Origin of the sequence: Cryobacterium sp. PAMC25264 (assembly GCF_019443325.1) — a bacterium.
Lineage (GTDB): Bacteria > Actinomycetota > Actinomycetes > Actinomycetales > Microbacteriaceae > Cryobacterium.
Map to the genome: position 1 here is coordinate 1,790,494 of NZ_CP080383.1, position 23,672 is coordinate 1,814,165.

Annotated in this window: 19 protein-coding genes, 2 tRNA genes and 1 pseudogene; 5 read left to right on the plus strand and 17 right to left on the minus strand. The window is 67.9% G+C overall.

Features of this window, described 5'->3' with window-relative positions; all coding sequences use genetic code 11:
* Nucleotides 1-14 precede the first annotated feature (14 nt).
* The gene (locus KY500_RS08210; protein WP_219903040.1) at nt 15-845 is read right to left on the minus strand and encodes a class I SAM-dependent methyltransferase; all 831 of its coding nucleotides are present in this window, start codon (nt 843-845) and stop codon (nt 15-17) included.
* A 95-nt stretch (nt 846-940) separates the two neighbouring features.
* Between KY500_RS08210 and KY500_RS08215 the strand changes: the two genes are divergently transcribed.
* The gene (locus KY500_RS08215) at nt 941-2,986 is read left to right on the plus strand and encodes a M3 family metallopeptidase (RefSeq protein ID WP_219903041.1); all 2,046 of its coding nucleotides are present in this window, start codon (nt 941-943) and stop codon (nt 2,984-2,986) included.
* Between the two features lie 161 nt (nt 2,987-3,147).
* Here the strand turns inward: KY500_RS08215 and KY500_RS08220 are convergent.
* From KY500_RS08220 to KY500_RS08250, 7 genes and pseudogenes are all read right to left on the minus strand, one after another.
* Nucleotides 3,148-4,169, minus strand: a pseudogene (locus KY500_RS08220) (1-aminocyclopropane-1-carboxylate deaminase).
* A gap of 91 nt (nt 4,170-4,260) precedes the next feature.
* A complete protein-coding gene (locus KY500_RS08225) occupies nt 4,261-4,938 on the minus strand; it encodes a GntR family transcriptional regulator (protein ID WP_219903042.1) in 678 nt (225 codons plus the stop codon).
* 244 nt (nt 4,939-5,182) lie between these two features.
* On the minus strand, nt 5,183-6,463 hold the full coding sequence (gene clpX / locus KY500_RS08230; protein ID WP_066595934.1) for an ATP-dependent Clp protease ATP-binding subunit ClpX: 1,281 nt from the start codon (nt 6,461-6,463) through the stop codon (nt 5,183-5,185).
* Nucleotides 6,464-6,618: 155 nt separating this feature from the next.
* The gene (locus KY500_RS08235; RefSeq protein ID WP_219903043.1) at nt 6,619-7,290 is read right to left on the minus strand and encodes an ATP-dependent Clp protease proteolytic subunit; all 672 of its coding nucleotides are present in this window, start codon (nt 7,288-7,290) and stop codon (nt 6,619-6,621) included.
* A gap of 12 nt (nt 7,291-7,302) precedes the next feature.
* Entirely contained in the window at nt 7,303-7,902 is a 600-nt protein-coding gene (locus tag KY500_RS08240) for an ATP-dependent Clp protease proteolytic subunit (protein ID WP_066595953.1), read from the minus strand.
* Between the two features lie 161 nt (nt 7,903-8,063).
* On the minus strand, nt 8,064-9,452 hold the full coding sequence (tig, locus tag KY500_RS08245; RefSeq protein WP_219903044.1) for a trigger factor: 1,389 nt from the start codon (nt 9,450-9,452) through the stop codon (nt 8,064-8,066).
* A gap of 54 nt (nt 9,453-9,506) precedes the next feature.
* Nucleotides 9,507-9,583, minus strand: a tRNA-Pro gene (locus KY500_RS08250).
* 218 nt (nt 9,584-9,801) lie between these two features.
* Here KY500_RS08250 and KY500_RS08255 point away from each other — a divergent pair.
* Nucleotides 9,802-9,875 (plus strand) — tRNA-Gly (locus KY500_RS08255).
* Between the two features lie 103 nt (nt 9,876-9,978).
* Here the strand turns inward: KY500_RS08255 and KY500_RS08260 are convergent.
* The 9 genes from KY500_RS08260 to KY500_RS08300 all read right to left on the minus strand — a co-directional run bounded on the left by KY500_RS08260 (nt 9,979) and on the right by KY500_RS08300 (nt 19,134).
* On the minus strand, nt 9,979-10,932 hold the full coding sequence (locus tag KY500_RS08260; RefSeq protein WP_219903045.1) for an oxidoreductase: 954 nt from the start codon (nt 10,930-10,932) through the stop codon (nt 9,979-9,981).
* Nucleotides 10,933-10,935: 3 nt separating this feature from the next.
* Nucleotides 10,936-11,922 (minus strand): L-lactate dehydrogenase, encoded by a 987-nt coding sequence (locus KY500_RS08265; protein WP_219903046.1) that lies wholly within the window; start codon nt 11,920-11,922, stop codon nt 10,936-10,938.
* 147 nt (nt 11,923-12,069) lie between these two features.
* Nucleotides 12,070-12,744 (minus strand): response regulator transcription factor, encoded by a 675-nt coding sequence (locus tag KY500_RS08270; RefSeq protein WP_219903047.1) that lies wholly within the window; start codon nt 12,742-12,744, stop codon nt 12,070-12,072.
* A 125-nt stretch (nt 12,745-12,869) separates the two neighbouring features.
* Entirely contained in the window at nt 12,870-14,498 is a 1,629-nt protein-coding gene (locus KY500_RS08275; protein ID WP_219903048.1) for a sensor domain-containing protein, read from the minus strand.
* Nucleotides 14,499-14,641: 143 nt separating this feature from the next.
* Entirely contained in the window at nt 14,642-16,129 is a 1,488-nt protein-coding gene (locus tag KY500_RS08280) for an amidohydrolase (RefSeq protein WP_219903049.1), read from the minus strand.
* Nucleotides 16,126-16,830, minus strand: a complete 705-nt coding sequence (locus tag KY500_RS08285) for an FMN-binding negative transcriptional regulator (protein ID WP_219903050.1) — start codon at nt 16,828-16,830, stop codon at nt 16,126-16,128. The genes KY500_RS08280 and KY500_RS08285 overlap by 4 nt, the downstream gene beginning before the upstream one ends.
* A gap of 48 nt (nt 16,831-16,878) precedes the next feature.
* Nucleotides 16,879-17,895: an Fpg/Nei family DNA glycosylase gene (locus KY500_RS08290; RefSeq protein WP_219903051.1), complete on the minus strand. Its 1,017-nt coding sequence runs from the start codon at nt 17,893-17,895 to the stop codon at nt 16,879-16,881.
* 67 nt (nt 17,896-17,962) lie between these two features.
* Nucleotides 17,963-18,451 (minus strand): ribose-5-phosphate isomerase, encoded by a 489-nt coding sequence (locus KY500_RS08295; RefSeq protein WP_219903052.1) that lies wholly within the window; start codon nt 18,449-18,451, stop codon nt 17,963-17,965.
* A 56-nt stretch (nt 18,452-18,507) separates the two neighbouring features.
* Nucleotides 18,508-19,134 (minus strand): DsbA family protein, encoded by a 627-nt coding sequence (locus tag KY500_RS08300; protein ID WP_219903053.1) that lies wholly within the window; start codon nt 19,132-19,134, stop codon nt 18,508-18,510.
* A 283-nt stretch (nt 19,135-19,417) separates the two neighbouring features.
* Here KY500_RS08300 and KY500_RS08305 point away from each other — a divergent pair, with 283 nt between their 5' ends.
* The 3 genes from KY500_RS08305 (at nt 19,418) to KY500_RS08315 (ending at nt 23,581) form a co-directional block, all read left to right on the plus strand.
* On the plus strand, nt 19,418-20,995 hold the full coding sequence (locus KY500_RS08305; protein WP_219903054.1) for an MFS transporter: 1,578 nt from the start codon (nt 19,418-19,420) through the stop codon (nt 20,993-20,995).
* Nucleotides 20,996-21,137: 142 nt separating this feature from the next.
* On the plus strand, nt 21,138-22,700 hold the full coding sequence (locus tag KY500_RS08310) for an SDR family NAD(P)-dependent oxidoreductase (RefSeq protein WP_219903055.1): 1,563 nt from the start codon (nt 21,138-21,140) through the stop codon (nt 22,698-22,700).
* Nucleotides 22,701-22,843: 143 nt separating this feature from the next.
* Complete coding sequence (locus KY500_RS08315; RefSeq protein ID WP_255579880.1) at nt 22,844-23,581, plus strand: exonuclease domain-containing protein; 738 nt, start codon at nt 22,844-22,846, stop codon at nt 23,579-23,581.
* Nucleotides 23,582-23,672: the final 91 nt, after the last annotated feature.

A 23,672-nucleotide genomic window follows, 5' to 3' on the forward strand; every position in this document is an offset into this window, starting at 1 on the left:
GCTATCGCACGACGCTATCGCACGGCGATGATCTCACCGTGCGTGAGAACGAACCAGCCGTCGGGATCCAGCGCCCACTGCCGCCAGGCGGCACCGATCTCGTGGAGGTCCTTCAACCGTGCCACCCCGGCCTCGATGGCCCGGGCGACGAAGTCGGCCTCGGTGGCGCGTTGCGCCCAGGACTCTCCCCACCACTCCCGTTCAGCCTCCGAGGCGAAGCACCACACCGACGCGCTGCGGGTGACCTCGGCGAATCCGGCCTGCCGTGCCCAGGCCTTGAGCGCCCGGCCGGCGTCTGGGTCGCCACCTCTCATGGTGTGCACCGCGCGGCACGCCGCCATCCACGTCGCCAGGGCCGGCAGTTTCGGATACCAGGCGGCTCCCCCGTAGTCGGCGTCTCGCGCGGCGAGGATGCCGCCGGGCCTCAGCACCCGACGCATCTCTCGCAGGGCCGCCACGGGATCGTCGACGTGTTGCAGCACCTGGTGGGCGTGCACAATATCCACGGATGCGTCCGCGACCGGCAGAGCGTAGACATCGCCGACCAGGAAGCTCGTATTGGACAGCCCCGCGTCGAATGCGAGACCGGCCGCGTACTCCACCGCCGTGGCCGAGGAGTCCAGTCCGATCACCCGGCCGGGAGCGAGTCGGCTGGCCAGGTCGACCGTCACCGTGCCCGGCCCGCACATCACATCGAGCAGGCTGAGCCCCGGACTCAGGTGCGGCACCAGGTGGGCGGCCGAATTCGCCACGGTGCGCCAGGTGAGCACCCGCTGCAGGTGTTCGTGCCCGAGCGGGGGCAGGTCTCGCGGGGCGGTCTCCTGGCGCTCGGGGGTGTCGTTCATGGCCAGATCCTATGACGGTGCGCCGCCCACCGCACCCGCGCGCCGACCCTCAATCGCGCCGGCACCTGCACCCGAGCCGACACTAGGCTGGGGCGATGGCCGACCCCTTGAATCCGTTCCTCGCTCCCAGCACCCTGCCGTACCAGCTGCCACCGTTCGCGGAGATTCGTGACGAGCACTACCGCCCGGCGTTCGACGCCGGCATGGCCGAGCAACTCGCCGAGGTCGCCGCCATCACCCAGGATCCGGCAGACCCGACCATCGAGAACACCCTCGTGGCCCTCGAGCGGAGCGGCCAGGTGCTCACGCGCGTGGCCACGGTGTTCTTCTCGCTCAGCTCCTCCGACTCCACCGACTTCGGTACCGTCCTCGAGGAGGAGCTCGCTCCCCTGCTGGCGGCGCACACCGACGCCATCCGTCTCGACCAGGCCCTGTACGCGCGTATCGCCAACCTCCATGAGCGCAAGGACGCGCTGGGCCTGGACCCGGAGACCGCCTACCTGCTCGAGCGGTACCACACCGAGTACACCCTCGCCGGAGCAGGTCTCTCCGACGCCGACAAGGACACCCTGCGCGAGCTGAACATGCGGCTGTCCACCCTCACCACCCGGTTCGAGAAGAACCTGCTCGCCGACACCAATGACCTCGCCGTCGTCATCGACGATGTGGCCGAGCTCGACGGCCTCGGCGACGGCGAGATCTCGGCCGCTGCGGAGGCGGCCAGGGAGCGCGGTCTCACCGGAAAGTACGTCATCACCCTGGTGCTGCCGACCAGCCACCCGTACCTCGCGTCGCTGAGCAACCGTGCCGTGCGGGAACGTCTGCTCACGGCGTCGCGGTCCCGCGGCATCCGTGGCGGCGAGCACGACAACCGCGACCTGGTGCTCGAGATCACCCGGCTGCGCGCCCAGCGGGCCCGCCTGCTCGGTTTCGCCAGTCACGCTGCGTACGTCACGGCGGATGAGACGGCGAAGTCCCCCGAGGCCGTCGCCGACATGCTCGGTCGGCTCGCCCCCGCCGCAGCGCGGAACGCACAGACCGAGCAGCGGGCGTTGCAGGCGGCGGTGCGCGAATCCGGCGCTGACTTCGACCTGGCGGCCTGGGACTGGGCGTTTTACACCGAGAAGGTGCGCCAGGCGACGTTCAACGTGGACACGAGCGCCATGCGACCGTACTTCGAATTGGAACGTGTGCTGCGGGACGGCGTGTTCTATGCCGCCACCCGCCTGTACGGCGTCACCTTCACCGAGCGTCCGGACCTGACGGCGTGGAACCAGGAGGCGCGGGTCTTTGAGGTCGCCGACGAGGACGGTGGCCCGGTCGGCCTGTACATCGCCGACTTCTACACCCGCGATTCCAAGCGTGGCGGCGCCTGGATGAACTCGCTCATCTCGCAGTCCAGCCTGCTGGGCACCCCCAGCATCGTGACCAACAACCTCAACGTTTCCAAGCCGGCCGCCGGGTCCCCCACCCTGCTCAGCTTCGACGAGGTCAACACACTTTTCCATGAGTTCGGCCACGCCCTGCACGGCCTGTTCGCCCGGGTGACCTATCCGCGATTCGCGGGAACCAACGTCTACCGCGACTTCGTCGAGTTCCCCAGCCAGGTCAACGAGATGTGGATGCTCTGGCCTGAGGTCCTGGAGAACTACGCCAGGCACTACCGCACCGGCGAGGCCATGCCTCAGGAGCTCGTGGACCGCATCCGTGAATCCACCACCTTCAACGAGGGCTTCTCAACCAGCGAATACCTCGCCGCCGCACTGCTCGACCAGGCCTGGCACCGCATCAGCGCCGACGACGCCGTGATGGATGTGGCCGCGTTCGAGGCCGCCGCACTGACGGCTGTGGGGCTCGACAACCCGGCGGTGCCCACTCGCTACTCGAGCACCTACTTCGCCCACACCTTCTCCGGCGGCTACGACGCCTGCTACTACTCCTACATCTGGAGTGAGGTGCTCGACGCCGACACGGTGGCCTGGTTCACCGAGAACGGCGGACTCACCCGGGCCAACGGCGACCGGTTCCGCGCCCGACTGCTGGGCGTGGGCGGCAGCGGTGACCCCCTGGCCGCGTACCGGGACTTCCGCGGCCGGGACGCTCACATCCAGCCGCTCCTCGACCGCAGGGGCCTCAACTAGCCCCACCAGGGGCTCATCCACCCCCACCAGAGGCTCGACCAACCCCGCCGGCGGCGTCGCGCGAATCCCCTCCCAAATCTTTCTCCTCCGGACAAATGCACCCGGCACGTGGGGTGCAATCGTCCGGAACGGGAACAGTCAGTCCGTGGGAGCGACGCTGCTCAGTGGTACAGCGCGCTGTAAGCGTTGATGGCGGGCTGCCCGCCCAGGTGGGCATAGAGCACCGTGCTGTCCGGTCCGATGTCACCGGAGCTGACGAGATCGATCAGCCCGGCCATCGACTTGCCCTCGTAGACCGGGTCGATGATGACGCCCTCCAGGCTCGCGGTGAGGCGGATGGCGGCATTCGTCGACTCGACGGGGATCCCGTAGTAGTCCCCGGCCCAGCCCTCGAGCACGGTGATCTCGTCATCGGCGATCGGCCGGCCCACACCGATGAGCTCCGCGGTCCTGCGGGCGATGCGGGCCACCTGCTCGCGTGTCGCCTCGATCTTGGCGGAGGCGTCAATGCCGATGACCCTTCGTCGGCGGCCGCCGAAATTGGCCTCCAGATCGGCGAAGCCGGCGATCATGCCCGCGTGAGTGGACCCGGTGACGCTGCACACCACGATGGTGTCGAAGAAGACGCCCTGCGCGGCCTCCTGCTCGGCCACCTCGTGTGCCCAGTTCGCGAAACCGAGACCGCCCAGCCGGTGGTCGGAGGCGCCGGCGGGGATGGGGTACGGCGTGCCGCCCGACGCCTCGACATCGGCTATGGCCTGCGTCCAGGAGTCTTTGAAACCGATGCCGAAGCCGTCGGCGGAGATGCGCACATCCGCCCCGGTGAGGCGGGAGAGCAGGATATTGCCGACCCTGTCGTTCACACTGTCCGGCCAGTCCACCCACTGTTCCTGCACGAGCACGGCCTTCAGCCCAAGGTGCGCGGCCACCGCGGCCACCTGCCGGGTGTGGTTGGACTGGATGCCACCGATCGAGACCAGGGTGTCCGCTCCCTGGGCCAGCGCCTCGGGGATGAGGTATTCGAGCTTGCGGGTCTTGTTGCCGCCGAAGGCCAGACCGCTGTTGACGTCCTCACGTTTGGCCCAGATCCGGGCGCCACCAAGGTGGTCGCTCAGTCGGTCAAGCGGATGAATCGGGCTGGGCCGAAGGTGAGCGGGTGACGGGGAAAATCGCGCAGTGCCATGGGGTCCTTTGGTCTGATCGGGTTGGGGTTGATCGGGTCAGGTGAAGAGAAATGGACGTGATCGGACGTAACCGTGCCGCGAGGTCGAGGCTCAGTCGGCAGGATCCGCGGCTTGTGCGGTGGCGAGCATCCGGCCCAGGGTCAACCAGTTGTCCCGCACCGCCGTGCCGGCCTCCACGGCCAGTCCATCCGCACACAAGCGGATGATGCGCTCGTGATCGGCCACCGAGGCCCGCCCGGCGAGGGACGAGAATCGAGCCCGCTCGAGACGTCTGAGCGTGGGCGTGACCTGCTCGAGCAGTGCGGGCAGCAGCTCGTTGGCGCTGGCCCGCACCGCGACCGCATGGAAGTCGTCGTCTGCAGCGATGGCGGCGGCCACATCGTTTGCGGCCAGGGCCAGTCTGAATTGCTCATTGGCGGCGGTCATCAGGTCGAGATCGGCGGAAGTGAGCTGGGCGACGGCCTCCCGCGCTGCGAGTTCGTGCAACGAAGCGGCGATCGCCTGCGCGTTCAGAGCGGCCCGTTCGTCCAGCGGAGCCACGATAGTCTGCCGAGCTCGCGCCGTGCGCACCAGGCCCGCCGTCTCGAGGCGTGCGATCGCCTCGCGGATCGGCGTGCGGCTCACACCGAGCCAGGACTCGAGTTCGGCATCGCGCAGTTTCTCCCCCGGTGCCAGCGTGCCGTCCACAATGGCGGTGCGGAGCGACTCATAGGCGTAGTCGCGCAGCGAGGCAGGGCGGTGGGACGCATCAGGAACAGGAACCGGCATGCAATATATTACATATGCAAGGCCGTCTTCTGTCAACTTCCGATCAGCCTGCCTGGGGCCCCAATCGGTGCGTTTCCATCCGCGATTGGTCCCGCTGCGGACAACTGGTCCCGGCACACCGGGTGCGATCGTCCGGAACGGGTGCAGTCGCCCATCCGCGAAGCGGACCGCGGGACGCAGGAGCCCAGGACGCAAAACCGCCCCCGAGCAATCGGGGGCGGTTCGTGAGCGGGTGCCGAGCGGCTCAGGCCGACTTGTCTTCGCGGCGAGCGGTGTGCAGCACGATGGTCGGGGCCGCATTCTCGAGCACCGACTCGCGGGTGACCACAACGCGTGCGACATCCGTGGACGAGGGGACCTCGAACATGATCGGCCCGAGGACCTCTTCCATGATGGCGCGCAACCCGCGAGCACCGGTCTTGCGGAGCACCGCGAGGTCGGCGATCGCCTCGAGGGCCGGCTGCTCGAAGTCGAGCTCCACCCCGTCGAGTTCGAACATGCGCTGGTACTGACGCACCAGGGCGTTCTTGGGCACGGTGAGGATCTGCATGAGTGCAACCTGGTCAAGCTGGGTGACCGTGGTCACCACCGGGAGCCGGCCGATGAACTCGGGAATCAGACCGAACTTGTGCAGGTCCTCCGGCAGCACCTCGCTGAAGAGGTTGATGTCGTCGCCCTTGCTGTGCAGCGGAGCACCGAAGCCGATGCCCTTCTTGCCCGCGCGCTGGGAGATGATGTCGTCGAGCCCGGCGAAAGCGCCCGCCACGATGAACAGCACGTTGGTGGTGTCGATCTGGATGAACTCCTGGTGCGGGTGCTTACGCCCACCCTGGGGCGGCACGGAAGCCACGGTGCCCTCGAGGATTTTCAGCAGGGCCTGCTGCACGCCCTCGCCCGAGACGTCGCGGGTGATCGACGGGTTCTCGGCCTTGCGGGCGATCTTGTCGATCTCGTCGATGTAGATGATGCCGGTCTCGGCGCGCTTCACGTCGTAGTCGGCGGCCTGGATGAGCTTGAGGAGAATGTTCTCCACGTCCTCGCCCACGTAGCCGGCCTCAGTGAGTGCCGTTGCATCCGCCACCGCGAACGGAACGTTCAGCCGCTTCGCGAGGGTCTGGGCGAGGTAGGTCTTTCCGCAACCGGTCGGGCCGATGAGCAGGATGTTGGACTTGGCGATCTCGACGTCGTCGTGGATGGCGTCGGCCGCGGTCAGCGTGGCGCGTGAGCGCACGCGCTTGTAGTGGTTGTAGACGGCGACGGCGAGGGCCCGCTTGGCGGATTCCTGACCGATGACGTATTCCTCCAGGAATCCGAAGATCTCGCGGGGCTTGGGCAGTTCGAACTCGCTGCCGGCTTCTTCGGCGCCGGCCTCGGCCAGACGCTCCTCGATGATCTCGTTGCAGAGCTCAACGCATTCATCGCAGATGTACACGCCGGGTCCGGCAATGAGCTGCTGCACCTGCTTCTGGCTCTTTCCGCAGAAAGAACACTTCAACAGGTCGGCGCTCTCGCCTATTCGTGCCATCCGTGAGCCTCCTCCATCAATGACGCTGAATCGAGCCTAGCTTGTGCGTGTGACAGATAGGTGCACCACCCCACAAAGCGAAACGGCGCGCCGCCCGAAGGCAGCGCGCCGTCCCCGAAACCACGGGGTGCCGAACAGATGCCCGGCCCCTCGTGTTACTTGACGAGCGTCGGAACGTTCTTGCGGCTGGTCAGGATCTGGTCGATCAGACCGTACTCGAGCGCCTCGGGCGCACCGAGGATCTTGTCGCGGTCGATGTCCTTGTGCACCTGCTCCTGGCTGCGGTTGGAGTGGTGAGCCAGAGTCTCTTCGAGCCATTCGCGCATCCGCTGGATCTCGGCTGCCTGGATCTCGATGTCGGACGCCTGGCCGCCACCCTGGCCGCCGGCCGAGGGCTGGTGGATGAGGATACGGGCGTTGGGAAGCGCAAGGCGCTTGCCCGGCGTGCCACCGGCCAGCAGCACGGCAGCGGCGGAAGCCGCCTGGCCGAGGCAGACCGTCTGGATGTGCGGACGGATGTACTGCATGGTGTCGTAGATCGCCGTCATGGCGGTAAACGAGCCACCGGGCGAGTTGATGTACATCACGATGTCGCGGTCGGGGTCCTGGCTCTCGAGAACGAGAAGCTGGGCCATGACGTCGTCGGCGGATGCGTCGTCGACCTGCACGCCGAGGAAGATGATGCGGTCCTCGAAGAGCTTGGCGTACGGGTCCTGGCGCTTGTAGCCGTAGGCGGTGCGCTCCTCGAAGGTGGGGAGGATGTAGCGCGACTCGGGTGCCTGCGGAGCCAGTCCGCCGGCCTGGTGGCCAAAGTTGGTGAATTCCATGATCTGCCCGTCCTACTTCTTGTTCACTGAGTCGTCGGTGCCGCCGCCGCCGACCACTTCCGTCGCAGACTTGCGCAGGTGGTCGACGAAACCGTAGTCCAGAGCCTCCTGGGCGGTGAACCAGTTGTCGCGGTCGTTGTCGATGAGAATCTGTTCGACCGACTTGCCGGTCTGCTCGGCGGTGAGCTCTGCCATGCGCTTCTTCATGTCCAGGATGACCTTGGCCTGGGTCTGGATGTCGGCGGCCGTGCCACCGAATCCGCCGGACGGCTGGTGCAGGAGCACGCGGGCGTTCGGGGTGATGTACCGCTTGCCCTTGGTGCCGGAGGACAGCAGGAACTGGCCCATCGATGCCGCCAGCCCGATTCCCACGGTGACGATGTCGTTCGACACGAACTTCATGGTGTCGTAGATGGCCATACCGGCGGTGATCGATCCGCCGGGTGAGTTGATGTAGAGGAAGATGTCCCGCTGAGAATCTTCTGCTGCGAGCAGCAGGATCTTGGCACAAATCTCGTTGGCGTTGTCGTCGCGCACTTCTGAGCCGAGCCAGATAATGCGGTCGTTAAGCAGCCGGTCAAAAACGCCGGGTGTAAGTGCCATTTCGGCCATGTCGCGCTCCGTTTCACTTGTCGCTTCAGGAATGAATCTATAGGGTCCAACGCGCGGGAAAGGCTCTGTTCGCCCTCGGCAGATTCAGGCCGGGACCCGGTACGCAGAACGGGCCGGCTGTCCGTGGACAACCGACCCGTTCTTCGCCCGAGGGCGGGATGCTACTTCTTGGCTGCAGCCTTCTTCTTGGGCTTCGCCTCGGCGGCCGGTGCCTCCTCGACGGCTTCGTCAGAAGCTGCCTCGTCGGTGGCCTCATCCGCTGCCGGCTCGTCGTCGACGACGGCCGTGAACTCGGACAGGTCGACGGTGGCACCGTTGGAGTCGGTGACCTCGGCCTTACCCAGGGCGATGGCGAGGGCCTTGTTACGGGCGACCTCGGCGACCATGGAGGGGATCTGGCCGTTGCCGGACAGGGCCTGAACGAACTCGCTCGGGTCCATGCCGTACTGCGACGCACCCTGGATCAGGTACTGGGTGAGCTCGTCCTGGCTGACCTTGACCTTCTCGGCCTCGGCGATGGTGTCGAGGAGGATCTGCTGGCGGAAGGTCTTCTCGCTGGCTTCGGTCACCTCGGCGCGGTGCGTCTCGTCCTCGAGGCGGTTCTCGCCCTCGAGGTGACGGTGCACCTCGTCGGCGATGATCGCTTCGGGGATGGGGACCTCGACGGAGGAGAGCAGCTGCTCGATGAGAAGCTCGCGGGCCTGGTTGCCCTGGCCGAAGACCTTGGAGCGGCCGACCTGGGCCTTCAGGCTCTCGGTGAGCTCGGCGATGGTGTCGAACTCGCTGGCGATCTGAGCGAAGTCGTCGTCGGCGGTGGGAAGCTCGCGCTCCTTGACGGCGATGACGGTGACGGTGATCTCAGCGGTTTCGCCCTCGTGGTCGCCACCGAGCAGCTTCGACGCGAAGGTGGTGGTCTCACCGGCGGTGAGAGACTCGAGTGCTTCGTCGATGCCCTCGATGAGGTCGCCGGAGCCGACCTCGTAGGAGATGCCGCTGGCGTTGTCGACCTCGACACCGTTGACGGATGCGACGAGGTCGATCTGCGCGAAGTCACCGGTGGTGGCGGGGCGGTCGACCGTGATCAGCGTGCCGAATCGGCTGCGCAGGGTGTTGAGCTCCTCGGTGACCTCGTCATCGGAGATGTCGACAGCGTCGACGGTGAGCTTGATGCCCTCGTAGGCGGGCAGGTCGATCTCGGGGCGCACGTCGACCTCGATGGCCAGCAGCAGGTCTCCGGAGAAGTCCTTGTCGCTGGGCCATTCGACGATGTCGGCCTCGGGGCGACCGAGCGGGCGCAGCTTGTGCTCATCAACGGCCTTGCGGTAGAAACCGTCGAGGCTCTCGTTGACGGCGTGCTCCAGCACGGCGGACTTGCCGACGCGCTGGTCGATGATGGGCGGCGGAACCTTGCCCTTGCGGAAGCCGGGGATGTTGATGTCCTCAGCGATGTGCCCGTAGGCGTGGGTAATGCTGGGCTTCAGCTCTTCCGGAGTCACCGAGATGGTGACCTTGGCGCGCGTGGGGCTCAGCTTTTCGACCGTGGACTTCACGTTTAAATCTCCTGTGTTCGACAGATTGTGTTCGTCAGATGTTCAGGGGGGTGATGGTCGGGGCGACAGGATTCGAACCTGCGACCTCTCGGTCCCAAACCGAGCGCTCTACCAAGCTGAGCTACGCCCCGGATGTCATCTCACCCGTTGGGGCCACCAACTTGGCGCGCAGACTCACACGACAGGCGGATTGACCTCCGTCAGTCTAGTGCACGACCCGAAGCCCGGGGTGTCCCTGAACGCATTCACGGCCCGTTCCCGGACCGATTTCGGTGCGGCTGTGAGCCTGCGGGAAAACGTGCGCCGAAACCTGTACTACGATATTCGAGTGCCGCTACGCGTGGCGCATGGGGATGTAGCTCAATGGTAGAGCCTCAGTTTTCCAAACTGATGGCGCGGGTTCGATTCCCGTCATCCCCTCCAGATTTCGTTGCAGCTGTGCCCCGTTCGGACAATTGGTCCCGGTGTGCCGGGTGCATTTGTCCGTTCGGGCCACAGTTGCCGCTCTCCCCACGGGGCCCAGAGATCAGCCGAAGGCGTAGCTCACGCCGGTCAGGCGTTCGCTCTCAGTCCAGAGCCTGCGGGCATCCTCGGCGTTCTGGGCGCGCTTGGAGCGGGTCACCGGAACCGGGTGTCCATGCTGCTGCCCGAACCCCTCAGGACCCACGAACGAGTTGCCGGCGAGGCCGGGTACGGTTGCCGCGTACAGCGTCGGCAGGGCGCCCCACACCGCCGGCTGGGCGAGTTCGCGGATGACCGCGGCCGTGAACCGGGCCCGCCTCGTGGTTGTCTTGGCTCCGCGCATGGCCGGTCCTGCGCTCTGCAGATTCGTCAGCGCGAATCCCGGATGCGCCGCCATAGCACGCAGCGGTACTTTCGCGGCCGTCGCCCGGCGCTGCAACTCGCTCGTGAACAGCAGGTTCGCGAGCTTGCTCTGGCCGTACGCCGGCCATGCACGGTAGCGCCGTGCGCCCATCAGGTCGTCGAAGTTCATCTTTCCGATGCGGTGCACGGTGGAGGACAGGGTGACCACGCGCGCATCCGGGCTCGTCGTGAGGAGCGGCAGCAGCCGACCGGTGAGCGCGAAGTGGCCCAGATGGTTGGTGCCGAACTGCATCTCGAACCCGTCAGCCGTTTGTCGCTGGGGCAGGTTCATCACCCCGGCGTTGTTGACCAGCAGGTCCAGCCGCCCGGTGCTGTCCGCGACCCGGGCGGCGAACGCAGCGATCGAGTCGAGGCTGGCCAGGTCGAGCACACCCACCGCCAGGTCGGCGTCGGGCAAGCGGTCGCGCATCCGGTCGACGGCGGCCTCTCCCCTGGCGGCGTCACGCACGGCCAGCGTCACGGATGCGCCGTGCGCGGCGAGCTGCGCCGCTGTCACGAAGCCGAGCCCCGAATTGGCCCCCGTCACGATCGCGGTCACGCCGGTGAGGTCGCCGATTTTGTCTTCGGTCCAGCCGTAGCCGAGTTTGGGTTCCATGGGTCAGGCCAATCCGAGGGTGTCGAGGGAGGCGCGGAGGGTGGCGGCCGAGTGTTCGAACAGGGCCTGTTCCTTGGGCGAGAAGGGCACGTCGATGACGCGGGCGATGCCGCTGGCGTCGATGACGCTGGGCACCGACAGGGCCACCCCGCTGACGCCGCGGTAGTCGGTGAGCACCGAGCTGACCGGCAGGATCGCGCCTTCGTCGCGCAGAACGGCCTCGACGATGCGGGCACCGGAGAGCCCGATGGCGTAGTTGGTGGCGCCCTTGCCCTCGATAACCCGGTAGGCGGCGTTCTTCACGTCGTTGGCGATCGACTCGAACTCGGCCTCGGTGAACGGCACCGGCCCGGGCGATGAGGCGGAGCCGCCGGCGCTGCGGGTCAGCATCCAGTCGGCCAGGGAGATCGGGCCGATCCGGGCCTGCGACCAGAGCGGGAACTCGGAGTCACCGTGCTCGCCGACGATGAGGGCGTGCACATTGGAGATCGCCACACCCACTCGCTCGGAGAGCATCCAGCGCAGCCGGGACGAGTCGAGCACCGTGCCGGAGCCGAACACCCGCGCCGGCGGCAGGCCACTGAACTGCTGCGCGGCGACCGCGAGCACGTCGACGGGGTTGGTCACGAGCACGAAGATGGCGTCCGGGGCCCGCTCGACGAGCTTGGGCATCAGGTCGCGGAGGATCTCCACGTTCACGCCGGCCATGTCCAGCCGTGACTGGCCGGGATGCTGGCGGGCGCCGGCCGTGATCACCACGATGTTGGCGTCGCTGACCACGTCGAGGTCGTCGCCGCCGGTGACCCGGGATGCGCCGGTGAACTGGGTGCCGTGTGCGAGGTCGAGCACCTCGGCGGCGACCTTGGTGGAGTTGATGTCGTAGAGGGCCACCTCGCGGGCCGACTCCCGAATCAGGGCGGCGTAGGCCAGCGAGGTACCGACGGCACCGGCGCCGACTATGGCCAGTTTGGAGTTCTCAATCACGCTCATGGTCCTAGTGTCCTCCATCCCGGAGGAGCCCCGGACACCACGGCTCCGGTGGATGCGCGCGGCGCCCTCCCCCGCACCGACCGGGGGCAGAGTGCCACTTCCCGGGCATCGAAGGGCGCAGTCCCGCAACTCGCGGCGCGGGTCGGGTCAGGACTGGAGGAAGGCCAGCACCGCGAGCACCCGGCGGTGATCGGAGCCCGTGTCGTCCAGCCCGAGCTTCTGGAAGATCGCGGTGACGTTCTTCTCCACCGCGCCGACCCCGATCACCAGGCGTTCGGCGATGCCGACGTTGGTGCGGCCTTCTGCCATCAGCCCCAGCACATCGCGCTCCCGCGGGGTGAGGGCGGCCAGCGGGTTGCTGCGCCGGCCGAGCAGCTCCCGCACCACCTGCGGGTCGAGCACAGTTCCGCCGGCGCTCACCCGGGAGACGGCATCCTGCAGCTCGTCGAGCGAGGCGACCCGGTCCTTGAGCAGGTAGCCCAGGCCGCCCTCGCCCGAGGCGAGTAGCTCCTGCACATACGTGCCCTCGACGTACTGGCTCAGCAGCAGGATACCGATGCCCGGCTGCCGCCGCCGCAGGTCGATGGCCGCCCGCACGCCCTCGTCGCGGAAGGTCGGCGGCATCCGCACATCGAGCACGGCCAGGTCGGGCCGCAGCCGGTCGACCTCGGCCAGCAGCGTGTCGGCATCGCCGTAGGCCGCGACGGTGTCGAAGCCGGCCTCGGCGAACAAGCGCACCAGGCCCTCACGCAACAAAACCGAGTCCTCCGCCAGCACCAGGCGCAGTCGCGGGGACGTGGCCTGGTGCTGGAGGGGGCTCATGGCCTCAGGATACGCGGCCTCAGGATACGCGGCCGCCGGAGGGGCGGCCTCTGCGTTCGCGGCCCGATGAGTCCGGGCCGCAGGCCACGCCGACTCCCGACGCCGGGTGTGCGGTTGCAGCGCCGTCACGGACGGACGAGCGATCCGGCCAGCTCGCTGACCAAGGGGATGTGCGCGCCGACCGCGGTGGGCCCGCCGGCGGGGCTCCGCACCGAGAGCACCCCGCGCAGGCCGCGCAGGCGTTCGTCGAGGCCAGCCAGGCCGTGGCCGCCCTGCAGCACCGCGCCGCCGTGACCGTTGTCGATCACCCAGAGGTCCAGCCAGGTCGAGTCGTCCTCCGGTACCCGGCGCAGCTCGAGGTGCAGCCGGGCGGTGGAGGCCCCGGCATGCTTGGCCACGTTGGTGAGCAGCTCAGCGGCGATGAAGTACGCGTTGCGTTCGATCTCGGAGGGCAGGCGCAGTTCCCGGTCCACCAGGAGCTCCAGCTGCACGGGGACGATGCTGCGCGCCGCGAGCGACTCCAGGGCCACGATCAGTCCGCGGTCCTGCAGGATCGGCGGTACGAGACCGCGGGACAGCGCCCGCAGCTCCTCGAGCGTGTCCCTGGCCTGCTCCCTGGCCTCCACCAGCAGGCGCCGGGCAGCCTCGGGGTCATCGTCGAGACGGCGTTCGGCGCTGGCGAGGTCCATCTGCAGGCGCACCAAGCGCTGCTGCGGGCCGTCGTGGATGTCACGTTCGAGCCGGCGGAGCGACTGGTCCTCGGCCGAGACCGCGGCACCGCGGGAGGCACTGAGATCGGCGACCTCGCGCTGAAGGGCCTCGGACGACCACGCGCCCAGCATCACGACGGCGATGCCCTGGTGCATCATGACCAACGCGCGGGTGAGGAACGGGAGGGTGAGCAGGAAGGCGAGGCCGAGTGCGGCGTTGACGATGTTCTCGGCGGCCAGGTTCTGGGTGCTGCCCGGTCCGTAGGCTCCGGTCCACAGGCCGTAGAGGCCCACGGAGTCGGTGTTGGCCGGCAGCGACCAGCTCCAGAGCCAGTAGGTGAGGCCGCCGAGCGCGCCGGACACCCAGACGATGGTGAGCGAGAACGACACGAGGCCGACGATGAAGTTCACGACCATGCCGTGAAGCAGGTAGAGCCAGTAGTGCCCCGACACCAGCGGGCCGAGGATGGCGCGCAATGGCGTGGCCGGTTCGCCCCGCGGGGTCCACTGCGGGGCGGTGATGGCGGGCCGGCCGGCCCAGCGCAGCCGGGTGAGTTCGACGGCCCCGAAGCCGCGCGCGGCGTACAGGGCGGCCACGACGATGAACAGGCCCACGAACAGGGCAACCAGGCTCAGGCCGGTGGAGAAAAGGGTCACGAGGACCGAGAAGGCGACAATGACGACGGGGAGGGTCGGCAGCAGGAAGCCTAGTTCCCGCGGTGTTCTCGACCAGAGGCCGAGGTAGCCACGCCCAGCGGCCGACAGCGTGTCGGAACCGTCCACGGGCCCTCTCCCGGTGGAGCTGCCGGTCGGGCCGTCGGCGGGGCCGTCAGACTGCACGCCGGAGGGCGCGCTGGTCGACTGTCCGGTCGGAGCGCCGGTCGGGGTGGTCGAAGGTTCGCTGGCGGGCTGCACGAAGCCCAGCGTGGCAGAGTTCAGTCGTTCGGTGTTGAGTTCGGTGGTGCTGTCGCCTGTGCTGGCGGGGGTGTCACCGGGGCCGGAACCGGCTGGGCTGTCGGCGGAGTTGAGCGTGTCGTTCGTCATGATTCCAGCGTGCCCGGCGTCGCAGACGGCGCACATCCCCCCAGCCGCCGGATCGGGTTGGGGGTTATCCCCCGCAGGCACGACACACGCACGTCACGGGGTCTCGACAGGCTCGACCAGCGCACGGGGCGCCCCGGAGAGGGCTAGAGCGTGGTGTGAGTGAACCGGCCGCCGAGGAGGGTCGCGGCCACGGGCATCCGGCGGAGGTCGTGAATCGAGGCGACGTACGGGTCGATCTCGCAGATCGCGACGTCGGCCGGCTGCCCGACGGCGAGAGTGTGCCGGCCTCGGGCGGATGCCGCCAGCGCTGCCTGGCGTGAGATCGCCTGGTCGGGATGCCAGGCGGCACGGTCGCCGCGGGTGCGCCCCACCGCGGCCGCAATCGCCAACCACGGATCGAGGGGCGCAACCGGCGCGTCCGAGCCGAGCGCCAGGGTGACACCAGCGGCCAGCAGGTCGGCGAGCCGGAACGCGCGATCAGTGCGTCCGGCCCAATACCGGTCGGCCACGTCACGGTCGTCGAGGGCATGCTCGGGCTGCACGCTGGCGGTCACACCCAGCCGGGCGAACCGGGCCACATCGGCCTCTGTGAGGAGTTGGGCGTGTTCGATGCTGCCCGTACAGCCGACGGCCTCGAAGGCGTCGAGGGCGAGGCTGTTGGCGCTGTCGCCGATGGCGTGCACAGCCGGGCGGATGCCCGCGGCGTGAGCCCGGCGCATCTGCGTCCTGAGCTCATCGGTGGGCACCGTGAGCATGCCGCGGTCGTGCTCTCCGGTGAGCCCCGGATACGCGTCGAAACAGTAGGCCGTGCGGGTATTCAGCGAGCCGTCGGTGATCACCTTGTACGGGCCCACGGTGAGGAGTCCCCCGGTGCCCTCGATGACCTGCCCACTGGTGAGACCCTGCTCGATCGCGTCGTCGAGATGATGGGTGTACAGGCCAAAGTCGACACGCAGCCGGTCCTGCCCTGCGGCCATCCGACGCCGCCACACGTCGAGGTTCCAGGTCATCTCCAGGTCGACGATGCCCACCACACCGCGAGCGGCAGCGGCCCGGGCGGCTTCGTCGGCCCAGGCATCCAGGTCGGCATCGGGCACGTTGTCGATGGCGCGCTCGACCGCGAAGGCGTCGTCTTCACGCAACAGACCGGTCTGGTGGCCGATGAAGCCGTACACGGCCAGAGCGGCCGAGTTCAGCCAGCAGCTGTGCAGGTCGCCGCTGACCAGGACCACCGGTACCGGACCGGACGCGGCGTCGAGCAGCGCGCTGGTGGGCGCATCCGGCCAGAGGCCGTCCCGGAAGCCGAAGCCCACGAGCCGGTCCTGATCGCCCGCGGTCGGCAGCACCGCCAGCGCCGCGAGCCGCTCGGCCACCAACCGGGCGGCGTCCGCGGCGCTGGTCGCCTCGGACACGTCCAGCCGCCTCGAGGTCTGCGCCCACTGGCTGAAGTGCACGTGGTTGTCCCAGAGCCCGGGGATGATCCACCGTTCGGCGAGGTCGACGGTGCGGGTCGCGGCGGCATCGGTGGAGCGAGCGAGGTAGCCCATCGAGGTGATGAGACCATTGTCGATGCGCACATCGACGAGGTCGTCGTTGCCCGGCAGCCGGCCGTTGCGGAGGATCAGGCTCATTCGGCGGACCGGGCCTCGGATGCGCGCTGCTCCGGTGAACGCTGCTCCGGTGAACGCTGCTCGGCCGTCGCGCGGTCGCGGGCGCGGCGCATCCGGTCGGCCAGGGCCGGGCTGGCGAACGGGCCGTCGCCGTCGAGTTCGGTGATGATGCGCTCGAGTGTCTCGGCCGGCTTGTTCTGGCTCATCTTCTCCTTGGCCGTGAACCGGGTGACCCGCAGGCGGAACCCGACCGTGCCGGAGACGATGCGCGCGGCGTAGTCAGCGTTCTCGACGGTGCCGTTCATGCGGCGCGGCTCGGGCATGCTGTCTTCGAAATGGTCGACCAGGGCGGCAAGCACACCGAGGTTCTCGGCGTCCGAGAGGATCTCCGGGGTGCCGTGCAGGTGCGCGGTGACGAAATTCCAGGTGGGCACGGCCGGGCGGGCGTCGTACCAGCCCGGGGAGATATAGCCGTGCGGTCCCTGCACGATCACGAGCAGCTCATGTGCGCCGAGTTCGTGCAGCTGCTCGTCGGGACGGCCCACATGGCTGAGCAGCACGATCTCTTCGTCGGCCGCCGCCGGGTCGAGGATGACCGGATAGTGCGAGGCCACGAGTTCGCCGGCGTCGGTGTGGCTGACGAGGGTGACCCACGGGTGCTCCTGGATCAGGCGCCGCACCTCGTCGACGTGGTCGAGGGCGAAGCTGGGATTGGATCTCACGGGCTGGCTCCTGGATTGCGAGGTGGGGTCGGCGTCGGATGTGGCAGGTCAGGCCTGGCAGGACGGACAGTAGTAGAGCTTGCGAGCGCCCATCTCCTCGAGGGTGATGTGGGTGCCGCAGACCCGGCAGGGCAGGCCCTCGCGCTTGTAGACCCAGTGCCGGTCGGCCCGGTTCTTCATCGCGAGCACATAGGCGTCACCGTCGAGGTCGTCCATGGTCATCATCTGGCCGGTGGCCACGCCGATGGCCAAGAGGTGCGCCCAGTCCCGCCAGAGGGCGCGCAGGCTCTCCTCGCTGAGCGACTTGCCCGGCGCGTGCGGGTTGATCCGGGCCCGGAACAACAGCTCGGCCCGGTAGACGTTCCCGATGCCGCTGACGACGGACTGGTCCATCAGGAGGAGGCCGATCCGGGTGGGCTTCTTGCGCACGGTGTCGACGAACCGCTGTTCGGCCTCTGGCGTGTCGTCCAGCTGGGGGTCGGGGCCGAGCCGGTTCATCACCGCGTCCACCTGGGCCGGGTCGAGCACCTCGCACGCGGTGGGCCCGCGCAGGTCCGCCGACACGGTGTCGGTGAGCAGTCGCACCCGCACCTGCCCGACCGGTTCGGGCGGGAAGGTCTCGACCCGGTCGATCTCACGTTCCTGCTCGGCCATGCGCACGCGGGTTCGTCGCGGCGCGCCGATGCTGTGCAGCGAGTTCTCGCCGGCGGAGTCCAGTACCGGGTCGGCGCTCTGGTCCGGGCCCACCCCGGCGCTCAGTTCGGTGCCGCGCTGGTTGGTCTGCCCCATCCGACCGTTGCTCGACAAGATGGTGGCGTCCATGATGATGTCGCCCGCGAAGTCCCAGGCGCCGTACATGCCCAGGTGCACGCGTAGCCACAGGCCGTTGTCGAACTCCAGGAACATCTGCTTGCCCACCGCGCGGGCATCCGTCATGACATGGCCGTCGAGTTGCGCGGCCCCGGCGGCGAACCGGCCCTGCGGGCTCGACAGTGAGACTCGACGGCCCACAAAATTACGCGCGAACTGACGGGTGATGCGGTGGACCGAATGTCCCTCTGGCACGGCGACGCTCCTTGTGCTGGATCGGTGGCTCTGCGGGTGTGCGGCTCATGGGTCGTCCGCTCGGCCCTCAGCGGTCGAGCACGGTACCGGCGATGCGGCCGGTGAGCTCGTACTCGGCCAACTGGTCGATGCGGCGCTGGTGGCGCTCCTCGCCGGGGAACGGCGTGGCCACGAAGGTGTCGATGAACAAGATGACATCGTCGATGGGGTGCTGGCGGGCGCCGATCGCGATCACGTTGGCGTTGTTGTGCTCGCGGGCGAGGGTGGCCGTCGCCTGGTTCCAGACCAGAGCGGCCCGCGCACCGCGCACCTTGTTCGCCGCGATCTGCTCGCCATTGCCTGACCCGCCGAACACCACACCGAGGGCCTCGACGCCAGCGGCCTGGTCGGCGACCACGGCAGCGGCGGCGCTGATGCAGAACGCCGGGTAGTCGTCGAGCGGGTCGTACCTCGTCGGTCCGTGGTCGATGACCTCGTGGCCGGCGTCGCCCAGGTGGCTGAGCAGGTGCGTGCTGAAGTCGAGTCCGGCATGGTCGGTGGCGATATGGATGCGCATGCTCAGCAGTCTATTTTGTCGAGCCCGGGCGGCGCTCCGCCCGGGCTGCACCGGCGCTAGTCTGCGGCGACGGTGACCGCGGGGGCGAAGATCGGTTCGCGGGTGCGGCTGCGCTTGATCTCGAAGAAGCCGTCGTACGCGGCCACAGCCACGACGCCGTCCCAGAGGGCGAGGGCAGCATCGCCCATGGGCGCAGGAGAGATGACCGGGCCGAAGAAGGCCACGTCGTTCACGGCGATCACCGGGGTGCCCACATCCTGGCCCACCCGGTTGATGCCATCGAAGTGGCTCGCGCGCATCTGCACGTCGAACTCGTCGCTCTCGGCGTACCGGGCGAAGTCGGCCGGCAGTCCCACCTCGGCGAGGGCCGCGGGGATCACGGATGCGGCATCCGAATTCTCTTCGTGGTGGATGCGGGTGCCCAGAGCGTCGTACAGGGCCTTGACGGTTTCCTGGCCGTGCAGTTCCTGTGCGGCCTGCACCAGGCGGGTGTATTTGAGTGCCCGGGGGAAGAAGGCGCGGTACTCGTCGCTGACGTCATTGTTCTCGTTGAGCACGGCCAAGCTCATGACCTTCCAGCTCACCTCGAACCCGCGCAGACGAGCCACCTCGTCGACCCAGCGGGAGGTCATCCAGGCCCAGGGGCACGAGGGGTCAAACCAGAAGGTCACAGAGTCGCTCATCTCCCCAGCCTAAGCGAGGCGAAGGCCGCGGAATTCCCCCAAACGGGGCATCTTCGAAGTGGGCTAAAGCCCTGTCCAGACCCGCTATCGAAATCAAAATGCCTGATTCTGCGGCAAATTGCGCTAAAATTGTCTCTTATGCCCACTGAGGGGCGGCTCCGCATCCGGGGCACATGACCTCCATCTGAGGCATCTCACGACCTCCACGCGAGGCTCGTCATGTCTGCGCAAGAGTCATGTCATGACCTCCACAAGAGGCATCTCTACAGTCAGAAAGTGACTCATGTCAAACTCTATTGATGGCGCTGATCGCGCCGTGAAGAAGATCAAGAAGCCGCTGCTTCGTCGGCGATTGAAAGTGTCCGACGTCAACGTCGTCGACCGTCCCGTTCTGAAGAAGGCCCTGGGCGGCACCATCGTCGGAAACACCATGGAATGGTACGACGTCGGTGTCTTCGGCTACCTCATCACGACCATGGGCCCGGTCTTCCTTCCAGAGGCCGACCCGACCGTGCAGACCCTGTTCCTGCTCGGCACCTTCGCTGCCACGTTCATCGCCCGCCCGCTCGGCGGCGTGTTCTTCGGTTGGCTCGGCGACAAGGTCGGCCGTCAGAAGGTGCTCGCCATGACCCTGATGATCATGGCCGCCTCCACTTTCGTGGTCGGTATCCTGCCCGGCTACGCGCAACTCGGCATCTGGGCCGCAGTGCTGCTGGTGTTGACCAAGCTTGTGCAGGGCTTCTCCACCGGTGGTGAGTACGCCGGTGCCACCACCTTCGTCAGCGAGCACGCCCCGGACAAGAAGCGCGGCTTCCTCGCCAGCTTCCTGGACATGGGCAGTTACCTCGGTTTCGCCATCGGTGCGGCACTGGTGTCGATCCTGCAGGTCACCCTCGGCCAGGCCGCAATGGAGGAGTGGGGCTGGCGTCTGCCGTTCCTCATCGCCGGCCCGCTGGGCCTCATCGCGATCTACTTCCGAATGAAGATCGAGGAATCTCCTGCGTTCCAGGCCAGCCTGGACGCGCAGGAAGCAGCCCTGAAGGACCCGAACACCGCCGAGGATGACAGCATCCCCAAGGGTCCGGTCGCCATCTTCAAGAACTACTGGCGCGGCATCGTGCTCGCGATGATCCTCGTGGCCGCTGCGAACACCGTCGGTTACGCCCTCACCTCGTACATGCCCACCTACCTCACCACCACCATGGGGTACGACCCCGTGCATGGAACCCTGCTGACCATCCCGATCCTCGTCATCATGGCGTGCTGCATCCCGCTCACCGGTCGCCTCTCCGACAAGATCGGCCGCCGCCCGGTGCTGTGGATGGGCTCGATCAGCGCCGTGGTGCTGTCGATCCCCGCGTTCCTGCTCATCGGCGCCGGCTCGATCTGGACGACACTCCTGGGTCTGGCCCTGATCGCCATGCCCGTGACGTTCTACGTCGCCAACCTCGCCTCGGCACTGCCGGCCCTGTTCCCCACGGCGAGCCGCTATGGCGCAATGGGTATCGCCTACAACTTCGCGGTCGCGATTTTCGGAGGCACGGCGCCGTTCATCATCGACGCGCTCATCGTGGGCACCGGCAACGACATGATGCCGGCGTACTACCTGATGGCAACCTCGTTCATCGGAGGAATCAGCATCTTCTGGCTCAAGGAATCCGCGAACCGCCCGCTGCCCGGCTCCATGCCGAGCGTGGAATCGGCTGAAGAGGCCCAGGAACTCGTTGACGGCCAGTTCGAGAATCCGCTGCTCGACCACGACGAGATGCCCTTCGATGCCACGTTCGAGCCGCCGACATCGTCGATGGACCTGAGCGCGCTCAAGACCGCAGAGCCCGACGCAGAGCCGGCCAAGGTCTAACCTTCCGGCACCGAGCCGCACCGCTGGTCGAGCCTGTCGAAACCCCCGCGCCGCAAGGCATGTCCGGGGGTCTCGACAGGCTCGACCCACGTGTGGCCTGTTTCTGAAACCACCGGCGGATGCGCCGTCGTAGAATTCTCTGATGACCACCGAGCAACACCCGCAGAGCGCACCCGCTGATCCCGCCGCACCAGCCGTGGCCGCCGCATCCGCTTCTGAGACCGGACCAGGCCAGGCCGCCGCATCCCCCGTCCCGGCCATCGACCCGCAGGACCTCGAGGTGGCGCTGCGCGTGCTCGCGTCGCTTTCGACCATCGACCCGGATGACCCCGACTTCGTCATCGTGCGCCAGGCCACCGCCAAGATGTTCAAGTCGGTGAAGACCGTGCGCCGGCACGAGAAGCGCCAGCTGATCGCCGACGCCGACCGCGAGGTAATCGCAGCGACCGCCACGGGCGCCCCCACCCGGATTGACGACGAGACCATTGGCGCTCAACTGCGCCTGGGCACCGACCGCCCCAGTGCCGGCGAGCTGCTGGTGCCGCGGGCCTGTTACATCTGTAAGCAGAAATACACCCTCGTCGACGCGTTCTACCACCAGCTCTGCCCGAGCTGCGCCCTTATGAGCCACAGCAAACGCGACGCACGCACCGACCTCACCGGCAAGCGGGCGCTTCTCACCGGCGGCCGCGCCAAGATCGGCATGTACATCGCACTGCGGTTGCTGCGCGACGGGGCGCACACCACCATCACGACCCGGTTCCCCCGCGACGCCGTGCGCCGGTTCAGCGCCATGCCGGACTCCCAGGACTGGCTGCACCGCCTGCGCGTGGTGGGGATCGACCTCCGCGACCCGGCCCAGGTGATCGGCCTGGCCGACTCCGTGGCCGCGCAGGGTCCGCTGGATATCCTGATCAACAACGCCGCCCAGACCGTGCGCCGCTCCCCCGGCTCCTACTCCCCGCTGGTGGAGGCCGAGTCGTCCCCGCTGCCCGACGGCGACCTGCCCGAGATCGTCTCGTTCGGGCACACCAACGACGCCCACCCCACCGCCCTTGCCGCCTCCGTGGCCAGCCACCCGATCCTCGCCGCTGCCGCGACCGGCGGGGCACTCACCGCCGACGACCTCACGGCGCTGGCCCTGGCCCCCGGCTCCTCCTCGCTGGCCCGGCTCGCCGCCGGCACCGCGATCGACGCCGGCGGACTGGTGCCCGACCTGCACGAGGAGAACAGCTGGACGGCCAACGTCGAAGACGTGGACCCGCTTGAGATGCTCGAGGTGCAGCTGTGCAACACGACGGCACCGTTCCTGTTGGTGAGCCGTCTGCGCGCCTCGATGGCGGCATCCGCTGCCCGTCGCACCTACATCGTCAACGTGTCGGCCATGGAGGGCGTCTTCGGGCGCGGTTACAAGGGCCCCGGTCACCCGCACACCAACATGGCCAAGGCCGCGCTGAACATGCTCACCCGCACGAGCGCCAAGGAGATGCTCTCCGACGGCATCCTGATGACGAGCGTCGACACCGGGTGGATCACCGACGAGCGCCCGCATCCCACCAAGATCCGCCTGGCCGAGGAGGGCTTCCATGCCCCGCTCGACCTGGTCGACGGCGCAGCCCGCGTCTACGACCCCATCGTGCGCGGCGAAGCCGGTGAAGACATCCACGGTGTCTTCCTCAAGGACTACAAGCCCGGTACCTGGTAGCCCGCGCCCCGTCCCCGCGAACTGTGAGCTAAGCCCCGGAGATCCCGGATTTCCGGGGCTTTACTCACAGCTCGCGCGCCGGATGCACGGCACTCCCGGGCGCCTCACGGGCAGTGTCGGAGGGCACCGTTAGTGTCTGGAGCGTGCAGACATCAATCGGGCCCACCATGATCGCCGAGATCCCCTCGCTCTGTGTCTTCGACCTGGAGACGACCGGGGTCAACACCGACGAGGATCGCATCGTCACGTGCTTCATCGGCCGGGTCATGCGCGACGGCACCGTGAACGGCTCCTACAGCTGGCTGCTCAACCCCGGTATCCCCATCCCCGATTCAGCCTCAGCCATCCACGGCATCACCGACGAGGTCGCCCAGCGCGACGGGGTCGACCCGGCCACTGCCATCGCCGAGATGCTCGCGGTGCTCCGCCGCAGCATTGCGGGGGGCCGCCCGATCGTGGCCTACAACGCGAGTTTCGACCTGTCCATGCTCAATGCGGAGGCCCGTCGCTACGGGCTCGAACCGATCGTGGACTTCGGGCCGGTCATCGACCCCTACGTCATCGACAAGGCCATCGACCGATACCGCAAGGGCAAGCGCACCCTCGTGGTGACCGCCGAGTTCTACGGGGTGCTGCTCGAGGGCGCGCACGACGCCGAGGCGGATGCTGTGGCCACCGGACGCGTGGCCTGGGCACTGTTGGCCAAGACCGACGAGACCGATCTGCACGCCCTGCACACCCGACAGGTCGGCTGGGCCCTCGAACAGGCCGAGAGCTTCCAGTCGTACCTCCGCAAGTCCAAGGGTGACGACCTCATCGTCATCGACGGTGCCTGGCCGATCCGTGCCGGCGCCGACCGGGCCCCGGTTCCCGCACTCTGACGCCACGGCCTGACGCCACGGCCTGACGCCATGGCCTAGCTTCACGGCCTAACTTCACGGTCGACCGCCCGGCCGCGACGCTGCGTCCGGT